This is a genomic window from Marisediminitalea sp., assembly GCF_984433645.1.
In genome coordinates, this window is the sequence record NZ_CFIDRX010000073.1 from 1 (window position 1) to 20,124 (window position 20,124).

Sequence of the window (20,124 nt, forward strand, 5' to 3'; positions counted from 1 at the left end):
ATTTCAGCGAAAAATCTGTTTTTTCCTGGTTTTAATGATAAATACGTTGGATTTGATGCTAAATTTACCGATTTTATCAGCAACTGTGTTTAGTTAGTTGATGCTGAAAATAATCGCTTTGATATTGACCAGTTGTGGTTTAGGGTAAAGATAACCGGGCAAAAACAGGACTATTTGCGCAATGGTATATCGGGATCTGCAAGGTACAGAGGCGATCAATGGCAACGGAATAAGGTCACTGATTCGTGTCTGGCAAACGTTCGTAGGGCTTGCCACCCTGATTGGAAACAGTGTGAAAGCACATGTGACCACGTCGTTATTAATACTCGGCTGTGTTGTATACGGCGTAATGGAGTATCGGGCTGAACAGGAGAGTCAGCATGTCTATGCAACGATGCAGCGAAATGACTTTTTGTTCGTCGATTATTACCAGATAAACCCCGCTTCTGATCCCATTTATCGGTACATTCCTTTAAAAGTGCTTAGGGTGAATGAGGATACAATCGTTTTTAAGGTCGGGAACATCGCTCATACTACGCCGGTTTCTCCCCGTAAACATGTACAATATGATGCCGCCATGCGGCGTAATTTTTTCAAAACCGATGAGTTAATCTTGCCAATTAGTACGGTAAATCAATACTTTGAACAGGGTGTTGTTTATGCAGGTCGACGCCCTAAAACCATGTATATAGATGGCTGGATCGCGATACATAAATTTGAAATTGTGCCAGTCGAGGAATAAGCTCAGGCCGAGGGGATGAACAGACCGGCTCTGAGTGACAATGTAGCTGTTGATTGATGTGAGCGGCCTGAACCAGCAAGTAATTAGCGGCTATAAAAAAAGCGACATGAAGTCGCTTTCTAAGTGTTTCGTGACGACGTTATTCTTGATCTAACGGCGTGTTGAAATCTTCGGACAGTTCAAAGTCACCGGTAACCGTACTTACTTTTCCGTCTACGAAGGTAATGACCATATTCTTTTCAAAATCTTCACCGCGCTTTTCCATGCCGCGCTTCATTTCGTAATAGTAGTACCAGGTGTCCTGATCAAACGCGTCTCTTAGAATAGGGCGTCCGAGTACAAACTCTACCTGTTCCTTGGTCATACCAACACGCAGTTTCTTAACGTCTTTATCGTCAAGAAAGTTTCCTTGCGGAATATCTATACGATAAATCCAATTTGAACATGCACTGGTAAATACAGTGAGCGAAAGCACAACAATCAGGTGAGACAGCTTCATTAACAGAAAAATCCAATTAAAACAGTTTGTAATCGTTATAGTGGGCCAAAGAACCGCTATATTAAGCCTATAGTCGGTATCTCAGACATACTGGACGTTGAGCATGCTAATCGCTCCGTGCCAGTACGTCAACTTCGACCCACAAAACGGCAATTAGTTCGGTTGGACATTTTCTAAAAGTTCACGAGCATTCGCCAGTGCATTTGGCGTTATTTTATCGCCTGCCAGTAGACGCGCTAGTTCATCAATTCTGGCTTGTTCAGTCAGCGCCAGAATGTGCGTTTGTGTTTCATTACCGTCTGTGGTTTTTGTTACAAACAACTGGTTGTGTGCTTGTGCGGCAACCTGAGGCAGGTGAGTGACACACATTACCTGATTCTCTTTACCTAACCGGCGGAGTAATTGCCCGACAATTGACGCAGTGGGCCCACTTATACCTGTGTCAACTTCGTCAAATATCAACGTAGGTGTCAGGTCACTGTCTCGACTGATGACCTGCAAGGCCAGCCCAATTCGAGACAATTCACCACCCGATACCACTTTGTCGAGTCTGTCGGCAGCCTGACCGGGATTTGTTGATACCAGCATGGCTATCTCGTCCATGCCAATCGCTGACGGTTTGGCTGTCGGGGTGTAAGCAACGTCAATGGTGAAAGTGGCATGAGGCATGTTTAACGTACGAATTTGTACTTCTACCTGCTTTGCCAGTTTTGCTGCGGCTTTTACGCGGCTTTCGGACAACGCTTTACTGGAGGCGAGAAACGCCTGGTGCGCCGCTTCCAATTCGGTATTTAATTCGTCGAGACGTTCACTGTCAGCATTTAGGTTCGCCAATTCTGAGCTTAAGGTCTGATGGTAGGCGTATAATTCTTCCGCCATTACCTGATGCTTTCTGGCCAGTTCCAGTGCTGTACTGTAGCGCTTTTCAACCTGTTGTAGGCGTAGTGGGTCAATCTCAAGGTGGTCACAATAGCTGCGCAGTTCGTGGGCTGCTTCTTCAACCTGAATGGAGGCGTCGTTAAGCATTGTGACTATGGGCGCCAGGGCTGGATCGTGTTCCTGCAAATCGGCCAGCTTATCCATACTGGTCTGAATGGCTTTTAATGCGTTAAACTCGTCTGATTCATACAGGTTGTAGAAGCTCATCTGCGCTTGCTCCAGTAACGTCTGACCATTACTCAGGCGTTTGTGCTCCGCTTCCAATTCGGTAAATTCACCGTCTTCAAGGGCAAAATCATCCAGTTCTGACACCTGATAACTCAGCAACTGCTCGCGATCGGCACGTTGCTGCGCGGCTTCCTGTAATCGGTTTAACTCTTTTGCCAGGCCCTGCCAGTGTTGGTAGGCAGCGCGAGTGTCTTCAAGCGCTTTATGGTTAGCGGCAAAATCATCAACAAGTTTACGTTGAACATCGTCTTTAAGGAGCTGTAAATGGGTATTTTGGCCGTGTATTGCTATCAGGTACTGACCCAACTGCTTTAATTGTTGTAGCGCAACAGGAACACCGTTGATGAAGGCTTTTGAGCGTCCTTCCTTTGAAATCAGGCGGCGTATAAAACACGTGTTAGCGTCATCGTCCAGTACCAGGTCATTTTCGTCTAACCAGTCTCTGGCTTTCGGGCTGTCCAGCAATGAAAAGTACGCAATAATTTCAGCTTTGTCCGCGCCTTTGCGCACTGCAGACGCGTCTGCGCGTTCGCCCATACAAAGGCTCAGTGCGTCAATGGCAATAGACTTACCCGCACCGGTTTCACCGGTGACCGCTGTCATTCCAGACTCAAATGCTATATTGACTTCTTTAACGACCGCGAAATTCTTAACCGAAAGATGAGATAACATAACTAACTCGATATTTATACAGTACGTGTAAATATATACAGTATTTTTGTGATGTAAAGATCTGTGTGGAGAATATTTTTAAAACACCCACCAGGCAACGATTGCCGCGCAGCAGGGGAAAATTAAAAAATACTTTTGACTCAATAGTATACCGACCTTGGTGACGACCAACAGCGCAAGCAGCAATACCCAGTGTGACAGGTTAAAACTGTCGAACCATAGGATCAGTGCGAGCAGCGGTATACAGTAAAGTGTACTGTAAATTACCGCCAACGTTGACTGGGTTGAACGAGTAACGGGCAGTGAGTCCAAATAGAACTGGTGTTGCGCTTTCACTTGAAGCGTATCCAGTAATTTACTGCCCAGCAGCACAGCCATGATGAAACTAAAAAGATAGCCGGCCGCAATGGCTGCATCCAGGTTGACCGCTTGCATAAACACCTGAGCGCAAATTAACAGGATAAGCAGTGAGATAAGTCGTAGCATGACTTTGTTGGCTTGTGCGATGTCTGCCTGCAAGAAGAACCGAAGTAATCCCTTAAGGAGCAGGGGCAGACCTAGTCGGAAAGCAGGTATTTTTTGCTCAGCGAACAACACGCCTGACCAGACTATAATAACCAGCGGCTTTGCTACTTCACCCAGTAATGGCAATGTCATCAATGGTCCCAAAATTAAGCCGATTATGGGGTAGCGACTAAATAGGGCCAACCGAATTACCTGCACGCTTAGTAAACAGGCTGCGGCTATGGGGAAAAGTTGATGTAGCGACATGGATACTGGCTCAGTCAGCAACAAGTCAACGTTCCCAATTGCCATAATTAAAAACAACAGTATCGGACCAGCGACAAAGACGTGGGAAGCATAAACAGTAAGCAGTGCGGTGGTGACTTTACGCTTTATCGTCGATAAGGGGAGGCCATTGTGGTAGTGCTCATAGGGTGTGGCAAGAATGCCGTCTTTCTGGAGGATGACCCAGCTGTGCGTTAGCAATAGAAAGCCCCACAATGCCAGACAATATTGCTGGGTGGAAGTCGCTGAGTCTGCCATGACACCCAGTGCTAATAAAGGCAACATCAGTAAAGCTGGCATTGCCATTGGAAATAAATATACCACCCCGGTAGCTGCTTGTTTGATGGTATTTAACCAGGCTTCCAGATGTCGTTGGTATACGGTTAGACGGAATTGCCAGTATTGCACTAGGATACTCCGCGAATGTGTTGCATGGGGATTTCGCGATCAAATGACAAAGACAGCAGCGCAGTATCGTGACTGGCTATAACCAATTGTCCGGTAAAATCCGACAGAATAGCGTTCATTGCATGGCGGGCATCGTCATCCAGGCCATTTGTGGGTTCGTCCAGCAACAGTAAATCCGGCTCGTGAAGCAAGGCGGTAAGTAAACTGAGTTTTTTGTAATTGCCCAATGAGAGATCGGATACCCTGGTTTGCAAAAACGGTGAAAACCCGAGTTGCTCTGCCATTGTTAAGTCCAACGTGCATTGATGCATGTGGCAATGAAAATCAAGCAGTTCGCGAGAGGTGAAAAATGTTGGCAAAGCCACTTTACTGGCACTAATACCAATACGCTGCTTGTTTTGTTGTGACGTGACCAGGTGGTTGTCGAAAGCTACCACGCCGGCGTCTGGCGCTACCAGGCCAGCGGCGAGCATTAATAACGTGGTTTTGCCACTGCCATTTTCTCCGGTGATGACAACCCGCTTCTCCGGCAAATTCAGAGTGAGATTATTAAAAATAGTCGCAGTGGGGTAACGCAGTGACACAGCGGTAAAGGTGAGCAATGGTCCATCTCTTATTCATACAATCCAACAACCTAATAGTCACTTTAGGGCAGACAATCTTCAAGTGTTAATTCATTACAAGGTGTGTCTGCTTTCCGCGTCTCGGCGTTAACCACGGTTTGTGGAATGGCAATGGGTAACGAGCTCGCATTGCACGGTTTCCGGATCATTGTGCACTGGGCCCTCTGCCAATAGCGATAGCAAAGTAGGTAAGTCAACCGGTTTTGAATACAGGAAGCCTTGAATTAAATCACAACCACTGCGCTGCAAAAATTCCCATTGGCAGGGGGTTTCCACACCTTCCGCCAATACGGTTAATTTCAGTGCTTTACCAATACCAATAATCGACAGTAGTATTTCCCTGTCCTGAAGACTGGATTCAATGTGATCGATAAAAGATTTGTCTATTTTCAGTTTGTTGACCTTGAGATGCCGAAGTCTGGCCAAAGACGAATAGCCCGTTCCAAAATCATCAATTGACGTATGAATACCACGGTCTTTGAAAGCCTGTAAAAACAGGTTGGTTTCGTCATCGTGGGCGGCGATGAGTTTTTCCGTGATCTCCAGTTCAAAGTCGTCAGGCTGAATGTTGTGCTTCGCCATGAGTGCTTCGATTACGTTCAACGGTATCAATTGATCCGAAATGTTTATCGCAATCCGCGGCAATTGAATTCGTCTCGTTTTGGCTCGATGAATGTGCTCAAAAACCTTGTTTACCACGTACTCATCGAGCTTGTTCATCAAGTTGTATTTTTCCGCGACAGGTAGAAATTCGCCAGGTGAAATCTGACCATATGGCGTAAACCAACGCAGTAAGGCTTCAGCTCCCAGAATACTTTGATCCACGCTGTTTACCTGTGGTTGAAAATAAATCTCAAAATCGTCATTTTTCAATGCCAGTTGAAGTCGCTGGGCGAGCTCGAATTCATCTTTAATTTTGTCTTTATTGCTCTGATTAATGTAGTAAAAATCTTGATTTGATGATACGGAGTCGCGATGTGAATCGTGCTCTGAGTGAGTAAATAACTCGAGGTTAAATTCATGCTCATGGGCCTGTTCCAACACGCCAATCTCTACTTGCGGGAAGATTTCCCGGTCTTGTACCACGATGGGGGCTTTGAGTTCTCTGGCGATATGTTGAAGTGCACTTAAGCGCTCTGGCTGTTGGCTTTGATAGGGCGTAATCAGGGCAAACTGCCCGCCGCTTATGCGTGCAGCAAAGAATTTACGGTGCCCCAACGATTTAATTCGCAGTGCGACTTCTGACAAAAACAAATCACCAAACTCAGTGCCATAGGTTGAGTTAATGTCTTTCAGGTCCAGGTAATTGAAAGTGATATAAGTGAACGATGTTTGCTGATTTTTTGACAGGCTTTTCACATATTCCTGAAGTTTTCGTTCGTTTGGCAGTTGTGTTTTTCGGTCATATCGTTCGTTAAACCGCTTCGTTTGTGCCTCTCGAAGCTGGCGAGTGCGGTCATAAAATATTGATATGTAATATTGCGTGGCGCCACTGTCATCAGCAATTGCCATGATGTGCTGGTGCTCGTAAAACAGTCGCCCGCTCTTGGCACGATTCCAAAGTTCACCACGCCACTCGCCTTTTTGCGCGATTGTTGCCCATAGTTGCGTGTAGTACTCGTCTGTTTGAATACCCGATTTTAATATACTTGGATTTTTTCCAATCACGTCATCTTCGGTGTATTCAGTGAGTTGGCTGAACATGTTGTTGACGTAGATAATTTGATTGTCTTTGTCGCTGATTAGAATGGCGTCGCGGCTTTGCTCAGCAGCCAGTCGAAAAACCTGGTCAATTAGCAAGTTGTTTGGCGCACTCATCAGGTACATCCTCGTGGTTACGGGGGCGTCTTACACTGGCTTCGTTAAATCTGCACTCAGGGTAACAACACGCGCGTAAATGTTGCGATAAGCCGACCATTGCTAGTGGAAAAAAGCGCAAACATCTAATGTAAATTCGATGAGCTGAATTATAGTATCGATTAAATCGATGTCAATATCGATTTTTATGTTATTTAACTCTAAATATCGATGTAATCGATTTGGTGAGGTCTTCTTGGGTTATTGGTTTCTCCAACACGATTTCTGCGCCGGCACGCAAGAACTGATCAATCCCTGCTGCGTCTATCATGCCACTCATCCCGATTAATCTGACGTGCTTCAGGTCGTCTATAGATTTGATATTTAAGCACAACTCATCGCCATTGAGGCCTGGAAGATTGAGATCTACAATCATTACATCGGGTTTGAGTTGCTGCACGCGAAGACCTGCTTCAAAACCGTCATGCGCAAGGGTGATTTGCCAGTTGGGCTCATATCGTTCCAACATGACTTTAAGGAATTCGCACAGTTCTTTGTTGTCATCAACAATGAGAATCGACAGGGATTGCAAGGGTTTACCAGGCACAAAGTCCGTTTGGGCGGGGGCAGAGGGGTCACTGAGCTCCATACCCATGATTTTCGCAAACGAATACAACTCTGATCTTTTATAACGTCGATGACCTCCTGGCGTAATTTGAAACGGAATTCGCCCTTTTTGAGACCATTGTCTGAGTGTAACCGGTGAAACGTTCAGGAGTTCTGCCGCTTCACTCGGCGATAGCAACACGTTATTGTCAGTCATGATTGTTTGTTTTTTGACTAAAGTATGATTCTATTCTAAAAGACTTTATTATCCTTTCAAGCGATAAAATCGATATAATCGAAAAAATATGAATAAAACGCTCAACCCGAATATTAATTCGATGAAATTTTCACAAGTGTATTGGATGATGTGGTGCGCAATAATGGCGCTCTTGTCATTGTCCAGCGTGGTGATTTCTGACCCTATACAAGCGCCCTCGATTGGCTTCGCGTTGGGGTATGGTATTGCATTGAGCTTTTTGTTGATGCACGGCTGGCGACGCATATCGATCGTAATGATCGCTAATGTGATCAGCACCATCTTGCTTGTGTTGTTGTCTGATTGGGGAAAGTTGCCTGCCTGGCAGTGGCTTACATTCACGTTGCTGAATTGTTTGAGCCCTTTAGTCGCTATTGTTTTGTTAAATGTGCTGTCACCGGTACTACGACCGGTGTATTTTACGTCGTCAGGTCAATTTGCCGGTTTTGTCTCGGTGGTAGGCCTGGCGGCACCGGCTTTGTTGTTGGTATTGGTTGTCGGACTGATGCTTACAACCAGCATTGAGCCGTCAAATTATGCCGAACAGTTCTTTTTCTGGTGGTGTAGCCTGTTCCTTGGCGCTATTGTCATTACGCCGTTGACCACCCAGTTGTTATACGTAAGCAATGAACCTAGAGAGTGGCGGCGGGTTTCAGTGTTTTTAGTATTTGTCGGTTTGGTCATCGCGGCCATTGTGGTGTTCACCAATAAAGGTGAGCGTTATGCAAGAAAACTGGAGCTGGAGGAAGTTGCTCAGTTAATCAGTCGGGATATTGATAACCGATTGCTGCATATCGACGACGCCATCTTCGTCATTTCTCAGTTTTTTTCCGGCGATCAGAACGTCGATAAAACCATATTTAATTGGTATACACAGCCTTTTTTAAAGAATGAAGAAGGCCTGAGTTTAAGCTGGAACCCCAAGGTAAATGATTATAACCTGGCCGCGATTCAAGCTCAGTTGAACAGCGTGATTGAAGACAGGCCTATTGCTATCCATCAGCCTTCTGAGTCAGGAAGTAACAGTGACGTAAAGCGGCTGGGAGATTTTAAAATCGTGGTGTTACATATCACGCCTTTGGAACCCAATATTAAAGCAGTAGGGTTAGATATCTATGCAAACCCTTCGCGGCGATTAGCAATAAATGCAGCGATACAAAGGGAAAAAGCGACTGCTACACCGCCCATAACACTGGTGCAAAACAATCATCGAGGCGTTTTGTTGATCAGTCCGGTTAGCTACGAGCAATCAGGCACATTAAATGGGCAAATTGGCAACCTGAAAGGTGTGGTGGTGGGGGTTATCGACCTCACGGTGATCATGTCCTCGGTACTCCAGTTACATCAAACCGCCACCCTTGAAATCAAGGATGTCACCGATCCGGCTAATCAGTATGTGGTTTTGGCTGGCCCTGAACAGCACAATTCAGTTCAGCAGGGTATCAGTGGCGTTGCTAACTTCGATTGGGCTGGCAGGCATTGGCAAATCAATGTGTTTAATTCCAGTCTGGGATGGTTGAGCGGCGCTAATCTTGTTCGCTATGGCGTTCCGCTAACCGCTTCATTATTACTATTTTGGGGAATGTCGCTGTATCTGGCGAATCAGTTCCGTTTAAGCCGAACGGATTCGCAGTTGCAGGATAAGTCCAGGCTGCTGTGGCAAGTGGCATCTATTCAGCATGCTTTTCTGACCGAACCCAATCTTGCCGTGTGCCTACGTAACTTGTCTCAGGCGTTTATGACAACCTACGACGCGTTGGGTGTAGCGGTTTATCAGCGGGGTGTGTCTGATTACACATTAGCAGAAAAGTACTGTGTAACAGACGATCCCCAACAGATAACCACTTTTGGCAAGTTACTCACTGAATCGGTCAATTATGCCATGGCGTCGTCTGTACTAGAGCAAGAAAAAGCGTGGCAGGCAATTCCCGTTGAAGGTCATGGCAGTCAGGTGCTTCTTGTGTTTCCCACTGCCAATGCCGGACAGTTACTTGGGGCTGTTGTGGTGTGGTCAGCGAATACGCCCGCAATGTCCAGTCACAGTGAGGAACATCATCAGCTACTCATGACCGCGGCAGGCATTCAAAGTGCAGCGCTTGAACAAGCCCGAAGTCAGCAGGCACTTGAGACAATCCAATCTGCAATGGAAGCCAAACAGCAAGCTCAAAAACGGGTTAGAGGCCAGGGTGATGCCCTTGCCGGGTTAGTGCAACATGAACACATTGTCGCGGGCAGCTGGATAGATTCTATACACCTCATTTGTAAAGCGACCAGCAGGGTACTGGATGCAAGTAGAGTGAGTGTCTGGAGCCTGAGTGCGAATAGTAAACAGTTGGTGTGTGAATCAATCTACGATGCTAACACACACAGTTTTAGCGCTGGGTCTGTAATAAATGTAAAGGATATTCCTACTTACTTTAATGCACTCAAGTGTCATAGTCGAATCAACGCGTACGATGCAGTAAATCATCCCAATACCCGTGAATTGGCCGAGAGTTACCTGCTGGTTTACGGCGTAAAGTCTATGCTGGATGCATGCATAGTTAAAGACGGCGAGATAGTCGGCGTAGTGTGTGTGGAAGAACTGCGCCAAAAACGAGAATGGCAGGTAGACGAAGAGAATTTTGTAACCATTGTTGCCGGTTTGGTCGCCCAGTTGTTCCTGAAAGAGGAGTTAGGCAAAGCTAAGGCGTTCTCAGATTATCAGCGACTGGAGAGAGCGCTCGTCGTTGATAATATTCCCGATGCGCTGGCGACGCTGGACATCCAAGGGAAGGTGACCAGTTGTAATCCCGCATTCCTGAATTTGTTTACTGAAGGGCTCCCATTACCAGAGAAACGAGATATACAGCAGTTTTTGCCAGCTGTAGATGCACAAAGTCTTCATCAGGCACCTACGCAGCAATATGCCATGGAAGTTGCTGGAACACGCAGTAATGGAGAGAGCTTCCCGGTCAGCGTAACTGTTGTGAGGTTGCCAGAAGATCGCGAGGTTACCCTGGATGCCTGCCTGGTGCTGCTACGCGATTTGAGCCGGGAAAAAGCTCAGGAACAGCGTCTTATTCAATCCCAGAAATTGGAAGCCCTGGGTCAGTTAACCGGTACCGTCGCTCATGACTTCAACAATATTCTGGGGATCATTGTTGGCTACGGTCAACTTGTCGCGTCTGAGGTCGACGGTGATTTACAGGCCTACATGAAGCAAATTGTGAGTGCAGGTGAGCGCGCCAAAACACTGATAAAACAACTGTTGGTATTTTCAACCAAAGACAATAAAAAGACCTCATTCGTCGACCTCAATGACGTTATCGACAGTATGCTTCCCAACTTTCAACAAGCCGCTTCACAGCGAACGCTAACTTTTCATGCGTGCGAAAAAGGGTTGCCCGCACTCATTGAGTCTGAACAACTTGAACATGTTTTGCTAAATCTGGTAGTCAATGCCGTTCATGCAACAAAGCCTGATGGCAGTATTATACTGACAACGCAGGCAGAGAAACTCGACAACGAACAAGCGGAAGTTCTGGGTATCGCGCCGGGTAACTACGCCATACTGGCAATTCAGGATGACGGTACAGGTATTCACCCCGACATGCTTGTTCGCATTTTTGAGCCATTTGTAACGACGAAAGGTAAGCAGGGTACAGGTCTTGGATTAGCGCAAGTACTTGCCTACATGAAAAACCTGGGCGGTAGTGTGGTTTGCAACAGTAAGCCCGGCGAGGGTACGGTGTTTACCTTGTATTTTCCAACGCAGCGCAAGCGACCGACAGAACAGCCTGTATTGACAAGTGAGCCAAGTGAATCCAAAACCGTCCTGATCGTTGACGATGAAGAGCTGCTCGCCAGATTGTTTGCAACCCAACTCGACAAACTAGGCTACCAAACCCGGGTATCGACAACCGTTGCTGATGCCAAACAGCAATTACTCGATGCCCCGGTAGACTTGTTGCTGTCAGATATCAAAATGCCAGATGGCGGTGGCTTGGCACTGGTTTCTTTTATTCGGGAGCACAAATTAAAGTGCCACATTCAGTTAATGAGTGGCTACAGTGATGAGGCTGGGTGGGACAGCACGGAGAAAAAACTGATAGAAGCAAGGCTCACTAAACCCTTCACCGGTGATGAGTTACAAGAGGCTCTGGAAAGCTGCTTTAGTTGCTCAGTCAACGCGGTAAAGAATGACGCTTAATACAGCTTGCTACCCCAGCCTAACTTTTTTCGCAGTACGTTGAAGTAGTTATAGCCCTTCGGGTGCACCATAGACAGCCGGTTGTTGCCTTTGCGCACGCGAATCTCGTCGCCTGGCAGCACCGGCAGCACAATGTGGCTGTCGCAACTCACCTGCAAACTGTCAGAGTTGACCTTGGATACACGCATAGAGACTGTGCTGTTGGCGTCAACTACAATTGGGCGACTACTCAGAGTATGTGGGAACATAGGTACGAGGGTTAGTGCATCCAGGTGAGGCATTAAAATTGGTCCGCCGCCCGACAGAGAATAAGCCGTGGAGCCAGTAGGGGTGGCGACAATAAGCCCATCGGAACGCTGACTGAATACGAAGTGATCGTCAATGAACACTTCGAACTCCATCATATGGGCGACTTTGCCATGGTGAAGAACGACTTCATTGACGGCGGAATTATTACTTTTCAGAAGCTCGTGGCGGTACACTTCTACTTCCAGCAGAAAGCGCTGCTCCACCATGGTTTCGCCGTTATAGATCAAATCCATCTGCTGAACGACTTCGTCGGGGTGAATATCGGTAAGAAAGCCAAGGTTCCCGCGGTTGACGCCGACCACATGAATATTAAATCGGGAAAGTACGCGGGCTGCGCCAAGCATATTGCCGTCGCCACCTACAACGACTGCCAGGTCGGCTTGTTTACCAATGGTGACTAAATCACAAACGGTAAAATCGTCGCAGTCCATTTCTGCGGCAACGGTTTCTTCAACCAGAATGGTGCAATGCTTAGCGCGTAAATAGTCGGCCAATGCATTTAAGCTTGCATGCGCCCCTTTGTGGGCCGCTTTACCGATTAATCCAACGGTTTTATAAGGCATGTGTGTAATTTCCCCATTTACTGGGGCGACATTACCATAACCAGTGAAGCAAAATAAAGCCGGTGTAGGCGCTATCTGGCCTACACCGGCAAAATAGGTGTGAGAAACTTAGCGGGCGGTCCAGCCTCCGTCGAGGATGAGAGTTTGACCCGTGATGTTGCGTGCTGCACTGCTTATCAGGAAGTCTGCTGTGTCACCCAGCTCTTCCAGGCTGATAAAGGCTTTTTTCGGCATCGGCTCCAACATGATCTTGTTAACCACTTCTTCTTCGGTGATACCGTTTTCTTTCGCTTGTGCCGCTATTTGCTTTTCAACCAGCGGCGTTTTGACATAAGCAGGACACACGGTATTAATGGTGACATCACAGTCACCGGTTTCCAGTGCAATAGTTTTAGAAAAGCCCAGCAGACCATGTTTGGCGGCTACATAAGCTGATTTAAAGGGGGAAGCAACAACCGAGTGAATAGAACCAATATTAATTATGCGGCCAAAATTGTTGCTGCGCATATGCGGCAGAAAAGCCTGAGTGAGCAGGGCAGGGGCTACCAGCATAATGTTGATCAATAGCTGCCACTTCTCGGGCGGGAAATCCTCAATTTTCGAGACATGTTGAATACCGGCATTGTTTACCAGAATATCTACCGGCGTGTCTTTTAATTTTTCTGGCAATGCGGCTACGCCGGCTGCATCTGTGACATCGATTTCGACTGGTTGGGCACTGCCTCCGGCAGCTTTTAGTTTATCCGCTGCGGCTGTTGCTGCGTCTAAATTAATATCGGCAATCAAAATATGGTGCCCTTTTGCTGCAAGGCGCTCGGCAATACCATAACCAATACCACTGGCACCACCGGTAATGAAGACATTATACGAAGACATGAAGAATCCTTAACGTTTGGCAAGATGAGAAATGAGTGCATCAACCGCTTTGAGCTGCGGCCCGTTTTTAGTGGCGTACTGGTCGCCGGTATAGCCCCACCAATCCCAGCATCCCTGAGGATTCATTGGCATCAGCAGTGACTTTTTGGTTTGAGGATACAATACGACGATTTGATTGTCGTCAGCCCAGCGGTTCAGCCCCGTTTGCTCTACATAGGCCAGGTTAACCGCATCGGAATATTGATTACAGCCGTGAAAGCTAACGTGCACGCGACACGCTTCACCCGCCGCGCAATCGGCAGGAATATAGGCATAGGCTTCATCACCCATGGTATTGGCGTTATCGCCAGCGATGGCCTGTTGATCCAGTGTTACCACCGTACCCGACAGGCTTTCATCGGGAGGCGTTAATTCGCCCAACAGGGCGTTCAGTAATTCGCCCGCCGCATCGTATTCGCACTTGCCAACGTAGGGTGAGGCCGATTCAGTACAACTGCCCCCTTGGTCCAGCGTAGGAAACACATGGGCAAACGGTTGGTCATTCACGTAGGTCAACTGGGTCTCGGGCACCCATTGCTGGTATTGGGCGAACAAGGCGTCACTGACTTTACTGTTTACCCGGGTATCGGCGGTGCCGTGAAACAACCACACGTTGCTGTTCTTTAACCCTTCTAGTGGTGCAATAGCACCGGAGTCAGCCCACTTTTTTGCTTGCGCATTAAGCGCATTGACGTCGATGGGCGTGTCGACTTTGTTAACACACCGTTCAAGCGCAACGCCAATATCATTGGTCGCACAGTAATACGGGCCTGACGCCAGCATGGCAGCGCCTATGACTTTGTCGCTGTTGGCAATATGGTATTGCGTAGCCATATAGCCACCTGACGACAAGCCGGAAACGGTGAGTTGTGCAGTATCCAGATTCAGCACTGGCAGGCTGTCAGCAGCTATCGAGGTACAGCTGCCAGAGGCAAGCGCTGCGCCAATCAAGGCAAGGGAAAGTTTTTGCATAATACGGTCCTAATACTGAAGAAACGCTTGAATGGTGTCGGCTTGCTCAGCAATGCGCAGTACGCCCTCAAGGTGTCCTAACTGGCCAGAAAGCTCGCTGTAGCGACTGTCTTTACCATTTTCCAATAGTTGTTTGTGGGCTTTTTCTGCCATGTACGGCATCAAAAGCAGGTCGGTGCTAGCAGGTAAAAATAAGCTTTTCGCTTCTACGGCTGCCAGGCTTTGTTTCAGGTTGTCACCGTATCCGGCCATAAACAGCTGGCAGGCTCTGACCAGATATAACAGGTGATTGGCATCCATTTTAGCCGCGCGACTGCGAGCGCGACTGTCCAACCACTTTACGATTGAATGTTGTTGGGTAATGCTGTTTAACGGGCCGGTTTCCAACGGGTGATAGTCGAACTGTTCGCCTTGTTGATTGAAAAAGGCCGGCGTTAATGCTTGTTGCGTGATCAGCATTAAGGAAGCCGCCAAACCATCTACCGGCGCGTCGCCTTGGTAATAGTCGCCATTTGCCCAGTTTTTATCCAGACGAATAGGTATGGCCCACTGTTCCAGTGCGGCTGTTGTCCAGGCATCGCTGTCGCCGGCGCCGATCACTGAAATCATCCGTGGGATCCATTCCGGGTAGCTTGCCGCCCATTCAATGGCCTGCATGGAGCCCATCGAAGGGCCTATTACAGCATGCAGCTTTTTAACACCCAGGCTTTCTAACACCGCTTTTTGTACATTAACAAAGTCTTTTATGGTTACTACCGGGAAGCTCAAACCATAGGGTTTGCCGGTATCCGGGTTAATGGTTGCCGGACCGGTGGTGATGACATTGTCGTCGTGAACATTGAGGTTGGCCAGGCTATCAACGCTGATCACAAAATAACGATTGGTATCGATGGCCTTGCCCGGGCCGATAATCGCATCCCAATAACCGGGCGCCGCGTCATCGGGATGATATTTACCAGCGGCATGGGAGGTCGCTGAAAAATAATGGGTAATTAAAATGGCATTATCTTTCGCGGCATTCAGTTTGCCATAGCTTTCCCAACCGACTTGTAACTGTTTAATGGTGCGGCCACCCACGGTTTTGTAGCTAGGCATACTGAACCGCTGCTTCGTTGTCAGCAGCGACTCAGCTTGTGCAGGCGCGGCAACACTGCACGCGCTAAGCATCAAGGCAAAACAAAGTGCAAGGGTCCTTGCCATGAATTACTCCTAAAAAATACTGAACAGCGCGATAGCCATCGCTAAGCCGAGTAAGGGCACGACCACTGTAAGGGCAGCGACAGAACCATAAGCGGCTTTGTGGGTTTCATGACATATCGCACGAATTGTGGTTACAACGTAACCATTATGGGGTAAAGAGTCCAGCGCGCCCGATGAAATTGACACTATTCGATGCAATTGTTCAGGTTCTACGCCACGGTCTATGTAGTGCTGACCTATTAATGGCAACACAATAGCCTGTCCACCTGAAGCCGAGCCAGTCAGACCCGCAATCACACTCACCGCTATAGCTGCGCCAATGAGTTCATTGCCTGGAATGTGTGTCATGACTTCAACCGTAGACTGAAAGGCTGATGTCGATTTGGCAATGGCGCCAAACCCGACGACCGCCGCCGTATTTCCTATTGCGACCAAGGCACCCGTCGTGCCGGTATTAATGGCTTTCGACAAGTCGTGGAAATACTGAAAATTAATAATCATCAGCGTTAATACACCGCCGCCCAGCGCAACAATCAGCGCCAGTTGAGCCAGTGAATCGTGCAACATAAAACTGAGTACCAGCACCACAATTAATGGAATAACGCCGGTAAGTGGATTAGGCAAATCCCGCATCGGCACCTGAGGATCCGCTTCGCGAGCTTCAAAGACCTCGCCGTTGGCAACCGCTTTGCCAATCATTCGCTTTAACCACCAGTAGCCAAATGATGCCATGAAAATAGCAACCACTAGGCTGACTTCCCAGGCGGCAAAAGGCGAGGTGCCAAGATACTTTATGGGGATCCAGTTTTGAATTTCCGGCGAACCCGCCGACGTCATGGTAAATGTGACCGAGCCAAACGCCATGGTCGCCGGTATGAATCGACGGGGCAGGTTGGCGTCTTTAAACAGGCTCAGCGCCATGGGGTAAACTGAGAAGGCGACAACAAACAAGCTGACACCGCCGTAGGTCAGAATAGCACAAGCCAGAACAACCGCTACAACGGCATGCTTGAAGCCTAGCTTGCCGACAATCCAGCGCGCAACGGAGTCTGCTGCACCGGTGTCTTCCATGAATTTTCCGAAGATGGCGCCTAACAGGAACATGAAGAACCAGGCTGCAATAAAGTTTGCAAAGCCGTTCATGTAGGTTGCCACGAAATTTGCGTCACCAGTGAATACCGGTAATCCGCTGGTCAGCGCAACAATGAGGGCGCATAACGGTGCAGCAATAAACAGGTTCATCCCGCGAATTGTCAGCACTATCAATAGCCCCAGTCCACCGACGAGTCCTAGTAAACTTAACATAGTGTTACTTTCCTTTAATTAGATACTGTGACCGCAGATCTTCAGAAAGTAGGCAAAGTGTGGCCTGATAAACGTCATCTGCCCATAGTACGATGGTACTAGTTACGAAAATGTTAAAACTCTCTACAGTAATTAACGACCGCACCCTTCAGACAACATGAACACTGAATTACACAAGAAAAGGGACACCACACATGAAACACACAATAGTACAAACCAATGGGTTCACCCGCACGCTTTGTGCGACGGCTGTAACACTGGCCTGTCTGGGCAGTACAAACGCGCTGGCACAGGAATCAGACAATGTTGATGCGAGCAAGGGCAAGCTGGAAAAAATTGAAGTTACCGCGCGTAAAACGGTAGAAAGCCTGCAGGAAGTACCTGTGGCTATCACTTCAATTGGCGCTGTTGAGCTGGAATCAAAAGGCATTAGCGTTTTAACAGAAGTGCAACAATTCTCACCAAACACCACACTGCAAACCAGTCGTGGTACCAACTCAACGCTGACCGCATTTATTCGTGGTCTGGGCCAGCAGGATCCACTGTGGGGGTATGAGCCTGGTGTTGGTATTTATGTCGATGACGTTTACATTGCTCGTCCGCAAGGTGCGGTGCTTGACCTGCTGGATGTTCAACGTATCGAAGTACTGCGTGGGCCACAAGGTACGTTATACGGCAAAAACACCATTGGTGGTGCGGTTAAATATGTGACCAAAGACATGACGGGCGACCCAACCTTCAACATTGAAGGCACAGTGGGTAATTACGCCCGTGCGGACGTGAAGGTGACAGGCCAATATCCGTTAGTCGACGACAAAGTATATCTGGGATTTGGTTATGCCAACCTGAATCGCGACGGTTACGGGGAATACCTGGAAAGTGCACTGGAAGGCCAGGACAAAGAAAACTACAACAAAGACTTATGGGCTGCGCGCCTGACTCTCGAAGCACATATCACCGACGATCTGTTTTTCCGCTTGGGCTGGGATAAGACTGAAGATACCTCGAATGCCAAAGGCGGCTACCGCTTGCTTCCGAGTATCCTGACGGACGCCCCGGTACCAAAATCCAAATTTGACTCGTACACCAGTTTACCAACCTGGAACAAGGTCGAACTGGAGGGGTATAGCTGGTTATTGCGTTACGATGTTACCGACGATTTCGAATTGAAATACGTGGGCTCACATCGCGAAAGCTACTCTCCAACGAATATCGACTTCGATAATACGCCGCTGGATATCTTTGATGTACCAGCAGAATATGACGATACCAATGACACCCACGAAATTCAGGCGAATCTGCTTGGCGACAACTACACCTTTGTGAGTGGTGTTTATCTTTATGACGGTGAGTCATGCGGTAACTTTGACGCGGTGCTTGGTTTCCTTGGACGTGCGGCGTTTGGTACACCGGGATTAACCCGTGAAGTATCAGGCTGTAACAACAGTGAAAGCTGGGCGGTTTATGGCCAGTTAAACTATGACATTACCAACGAGTTGTCGGTATCGGTTGGGGCACGTTATACCGACGAAGAAAAGCAGGCTACCGTATTCAATGGCCTGATCTTCGACAATGTGTACCCATATTCTGGCTGGATCCCGGGCTATGTTCGTCCGGACGGACAATTAACACCACAGGTGCTGGGTTCTGACGGCGATGGCGATGGCACGCTTGACGCGCCGGCTGTACAAAGCTGGTCGCGTTTTACGCCGCGTCTTGGTTTGGAATATACCGTGTCTGACGACACCATGGTATTTGCCAGCTACTCGCAGGGCTTTAAGTCGGGTACCTTTAACCCGCGTGCAACCATTAATGAACCAGGTGTTAATCCTGAAGTGGTTGATTCATATGAGCTTGGTGTGAAGAGTGATGTAACTGAAAGCTTCCGCGCTAACGTTACCTTGTTCGCATACGATCACAAGGATCGTCAGTACATTGGTATTGAAGGCGGCAGCGATGACCCAACTGCGTTAGAGCAGCGTTTACGTAATGCGGCCGAAACGGCAGCAAAAGGTCTGGAAGTTGAACTGACCTATGTGGCAACTGACAATTTGACATTAACCGCAGCCTACGGCTTTATTGATTTCGAAATTAAGAAAAACGATGCCGTACCGCCGCTGATTGGCCTGGCGAGTACACCAGAAAACACGCTGAACATGGCTGCTACATATCACCTTGATACCGATATGGGTCTGTTTACGTTTAACGCAAACTACTACTACCGCGACGACTATCTGCTGTTTGAAACCAGCGATCTCATTCAACAGGACGCCTACGGTATGGTTAACCTTAGCGTGAATTGGGAAAGCGTGGAAGGTAACTGGTATGGCGGTATTCACGCTAAAAACCTGACCGACGAAGAATATCTGGTAGGTGGATATGACTTTGTTACCCGTAACGAAGATGGCAGCTATGGTCCGGGGTTAGGTGGTGACACCACGCTGATTGGATACTATGGCGACCCAATGACGGTGCAGTTAACGGTAGGCTACCGTTTCTAACCAAACCGCATTAACGACAGAAACGAGGTCAGTCAGGGGATGTCCCCTGGCTGACTTTGTCGTTTATCAGCTAATCTGAATCCAAGTATTAAAACCAGAATGTCAAATTACCTGTATTTTCCTGTAAACTGCTTAAAGTTAAACAAAAAAGAGAAGTTCAGTGGATACCACTATTTTAATTGCTGACGACCATCCCTTATTTCGCGCAGCTATGCGTCAGGCGCTGGTGGATATCGTAGGCGACAGTATTCTTGAAGTGGCGAGCTTTTCTGAGACCTACGAAGCGGTAGAAGAAAACGACGAGATTGAACTGGTGTTTTTGGATTTAAACATGCCAGGCAATGAAGGCTTAACCGGCCTAACTGAACTTCGTACTCAATTCCCCAGTGTGCTGGTGGTCATTGTGTCGGCGGAAGAGGACCCTACACTTATTCGTCGTGCAATCGATTTAGGGGCCAGCGGCTATATTCCGAAGTCTACACCATTGCCGCAAATCGCCGACGCAGTAAATAAAGTGCTGGATGGTGAGCAGTGGTTACCTGGCAATATCAACGATGCAATCTCTCAACTTGAAAATAAGCAGGACAAAGCCTTTGCCGACAAGTTAG

At 47.8% G+C, this 20,124-nt stretch carries 15 protein-coding genes; 4 read left to right on the top strand and 11 right to left on the bottom strand.

Annotation, left to right across the window (positions count from 1 at the left end):
• The first annotated feature begins 181 nt into the window (after nucleotides 1–181).
• On the top strand, nucleotides 182–742 hold the full coding sequence (locus tag AC4MRN_RS10950) for a hypothetical protein (protein WP_491203286.1): 561 nt from the start codon (nucleotides 182–184) through the stop codon (nucleotides 740–742).
• Nucleotides 743–881: 139 nt separating this feature from the next.
• Here the strand turns inward: AC4MRN_RS10950 and AC4MRN_RS10955 are convergent, their stop codons facing one another.
• The 6 genes from AC4MRN_RS10955 to AC4MRN_RS10980 form a co-directional block, all read right to left on the bottom strand.
• Nucleotides 882–1,241, bottom strand: a complete 360-nt coding sequence (locus AC4MRN_RS10955; protein ID WP_255053281.1) for an outer membrane protein assembly factor BamE — start codon at nucleotides 1,239–1,241, stop codon at nucleotides 882–884.
• 153 nt (nucleotides 1,242–1,394) lie between these two features.
• Entirely contained in the window at nucleotides 1,395–3,080 is a 1,686-nt protein-coding gene (gene recN, locus AC4MRN_RS10960; protein ID WP_491203287.1) for a DNA repair protein RecN, read from the bottom strand.
• A 78-nt stretch (nucleotides 3,081–3,158) separates the two neighbouring features.
• Complete coding sequence (locus AC4MRN_RS10965; RefSeq protein WP_491203288.1) at nucleotides 3,159–4,277, bottom strand: DUF6136 family protein; 1,119 nt, start codon at nucleotides 4,275–4,277, stop codon at nucleotides 3,159–3,161.
• Nucleotides 4,277–4,879 (bottom strand): ABC transporter ATP-binding protein, encoded by a 603-nt coding sequence (locus AC4MRN_RS10970; protein WP_491203289.1) that lies wholly within the window; start codon nucleotides 4,877–4,879, stop codon nucleotides 4,277–4,279. Before AC4MRN_RS10970 ends, AC4MRN_RS10965 begins: the two co-directional genes overlap by 1 nt.
• A gap of 108 nt (nucleotides 4,880–4,987) precedes the next feature.
• Nucleotides 4,988–6,718: a putative bifunctional diguanylate cyclase/phosphodiesterase gene (locus AC4MRN_RS10975; RefSeq protein WP_491203290.1), complete on the bottom strand. Its 1,731-nt coding sequence runs from the start codon at nucleotides 6,716–6,718 to the stop codon at nucleotides 4,988–4,990.
• 190 nt (nucleotides 6,719–6,908) lie between these two features.
• The gene (locus tag AC4MRN_RS10980; RefSeq protein ID WP_370239827.1) at nucleotides 6,909–7,520 is read right to left on the bottom strand and encodes a response regulator; all 612 of its coding nucleotides are present in this window, start codon (nucleotides 7,518–7,520) and stop codon (nucleotides 6,909–6,911) included.
• A gap of 121 nt (nucleotides 7,521–7,641) precedes the next feature.
• On the opposite strand from AC4MRN_RS10980, the gene AC4MRN_RS10985 reads away from it, so the two are divergent.
• Complete coding sequence (locus tag AC4MRN_RS10985) at nucleotides 7,642–11,751, top strand: CHASE domain-containing protein (RefSeq protein WP_491203291.1); 4,110 nt, start codon at nucleotides 7,642–7,644, stop codon at nucleotides 11,749–11,751.
• Here the strand turns inward: AC4MRN_RS10985 and nadK are convergent.
• The 5 genes from nadK to AC4MRN_RS11010 all read right to left on the bottom strand — a co-directional run bounded on the left by nadK (nucleotide 11,748) and on the right by AC4MRN_RS11010 (nucleotide 17,015).
• Nucleotides 11,748–12,623: an NAD(+) kinase gene (nadK, locus tag AC4MRN_RS10990; protein WP_073322450.1), complete on the bottom strand. Its 876-nt coding sequence runs from the start codon at nucleotides 12,621–12,623 to the stop codon at nucleotides 11,748–11,750. The two genes, AC4MRN_RS10985 and nadK, sit on opposite strands and share 4 nt — an antisense overlap.
• A gap of 108 nt (nucleotides 12,624–12,731) precedes the next feature.
• Entirely contained in the window at nucleotides 12,732–13,499 is a 768-nt protein-coding gene (locus AC4MRN_RS10995; RefSeq protein WP_491203292.1) for a 3-hydroxybutyrate dehydrogenase, read from the bottom strand.
• Nucleotides 13,500–13,508: 9 nt separating this feature from the next.
• Complete coding sequence (locus AC4MRN_RS11000; RefSeq protein WP_073322446.1) at nucleotides 13,509–14,510, bottom strand: extracellular catalytic domain type 2 short-chain-length polyhydroxyalkanoate depolymerase; 1,002 nt, start codon at nucleotides 14,508–14,510, stop codon at nucleotides 13,509–13,511.
• A gap of 9 nt (nucleotides 14,511–14,519) precedes the next feature.
• Nucleotides 14,520–15,710 carry an E22 family MetX-like putative esterase gene (locus tag AC4MRN_RS11005; RefSeq protein ID WP_491203293.1) on the bottom strand — a complete coding sequence of 397 codons (1,191 nt, stop codon included), beginning with the start codon at nucleotides 15,708–15,710 and terminating at the stop codon, nucleotides 14,520–14,522.
• A 9-nt stretch (nucleotides 15,711–15,719) separates the two neighbouring features.
• Entirely contained in the window at nucleotides 15,720–17,015 is a 1,296-nt protein-coding gene (locus AC4MRN_RS11010) for a GntP family permease (RefSeq protein ID WP_491203294.1), read from the bottom strand.
• A gap of 194 nt (nucleotides 17,016–17,209) precedes the next feature.
• Between AC4MRN_RS11010 and AC4MRN_RS11015 the strand changes: the two genes are divergently transcribed.
• On the top strand, nucleotides 17,210–19,516 hold the full coding sequence (locus tag AC4MRN_RS11015) for a TonB-dependent receptor (RefSeq protein WP_491203295.1): 2,307 nt from the start codon (nucleotides 17,210–17,212) through the stop codon (nucleotides 19,514–19,516).
• A 160-nt stretch (nucleotides 19,517–19,676) separates the two neighbouring features.
• Nucleotides 19,677–20,124 (top strand): response regulator (locus AC4MRN_RS11020; RefSeq protein WP_491203296.1); only part of this gene is annotated, 448 nt, incomplete at its 3' end.

Bases quoted from the DNA above. Each gene is read 5' to 3' on its own strand.
- AC4MRN_RS10950 (WP_491203286.1), top strand. From the start codon at position 182: ATGGTATATCGGGATCTGCAAGGTACAGAGGCGATCAATGGCAACGGA.
- AC4MRN_RS10955 (WP_255053281.1), bottom strand. From the start codon at position 1,241: ATGAAGCTGTCTCACCTGATTGTTGTGCTTTCGCTCACTGTATTTACC.
- recN (WP_491203287.1), bottom strand. From the start codon at position 3,080: ATGTTATCTCATCTTTCGGTTAAGAATTTCGCGGTCGTTAAAGAAGTC.
- AC4MRN_RS10975 (WP_491203290.1), bottom strand. From the start codon at position 6,718: ATGAGTGCGCCAAACAACTTGCTAATTGACCAGGTTTTTCGACTGGCT.
- AC4MRN_RS10980 (WP_370239827.1), bottom strand. From the start codon at position 7,520: ATGACTGACAATAACGTGTTGCTATCGCCGAGTGAAGCGGCAGAACTC.
- AC4MRN_RS10985 (WP_491203291.1), top strand. From the start codon at position 7,642: ATGAAATTTTCACAAGTGTATTGGATGATGTGGTGCGCAATAATGGCG.
- nadK (WP_073322450.1), bottom strand. From the start codon at position 12,623: ATGCCTTATAAAACCGTTGGATTAATCGGTAAAGCGGCCCACAAAGGG.
- AC4MRN_RS10995 (WP_491203292.1), bottom strand. From the start codon at position 13,499: ATGTCTTCGTATAATGTCTTCATTACCGGTGGTGCCAGTGGTATTGGT.
- AC4MRN_RS11000 (WP_073322446.1), bottom strand. From the start codon at position 14,510: ATGCAAAAACTTTCCCTTGCCTTGATTGGCGCAGCGCTTGCCTCTGGC.
- AC4MRN_RS11005 (WP_491203293.1), bottom strand. From the start codon at position 15,710: ATGGCAAGGACCCTTGCACTTTGTTTTGCCTTGATGCTTAGCGCGTGC.
- AC4MRN_RS11010 (WP_491203294.1), bottom strand. From the start codon at position 17,015: ATGTTAAGTTTACTAGGACTCGTCGGTGGACTGGGGCTATTGATAGTG.
- AC4MRN_RS11015 (WP_491203295.1), top strand. From the start codon at position 17,210: ATGAAACACACAATAGTACAAACCAATGGGTTCACCCGCACGCTTTGT.